This is a genomic window from Oleiphilus sp. HI0079 (assembly GCF_001635105.1).
In genome coordinates, this window is the sequence record NZ_LWFT01000302.1 from 1 (window position 1) to 282 (window position 282).

Sequence of the window (282 nt, forward strand, 5' to 3'; positions counted from 1 at the left end):
ATTTCTGGGGAGATCGGGGGACGATAAGGCACCAAACCAATACCCCTAATAAGATCCGCTTCATCCTGGCCGCGCATCCAATTATCAAGTTTCAACGCATAGTCTTTACTTTCGCCATCGAATTGCGCCTTGAGCTCTATTACACCAGAATCACCAATATGAGGAACCAGCGACATCACAACATCTCGCCAACCGTAAACCTTCTGACCATCCACGCTTTCGAGCACAGAGCCTACTTCTAGTTGCGACATAGCGGCAGGGCTTTCTGGAATAACCTCTCCA

1 pseudogene is annotated in these 282 nt (G+C 48.9%); it reads right to left on the reverse strand.

The window, feature by feature from the left end:
- A pseudogene (locus tag A3750_RS25835) lies at window positions 1-282 on the reverse strand (hypothetical protein); the annotation flags it as partial.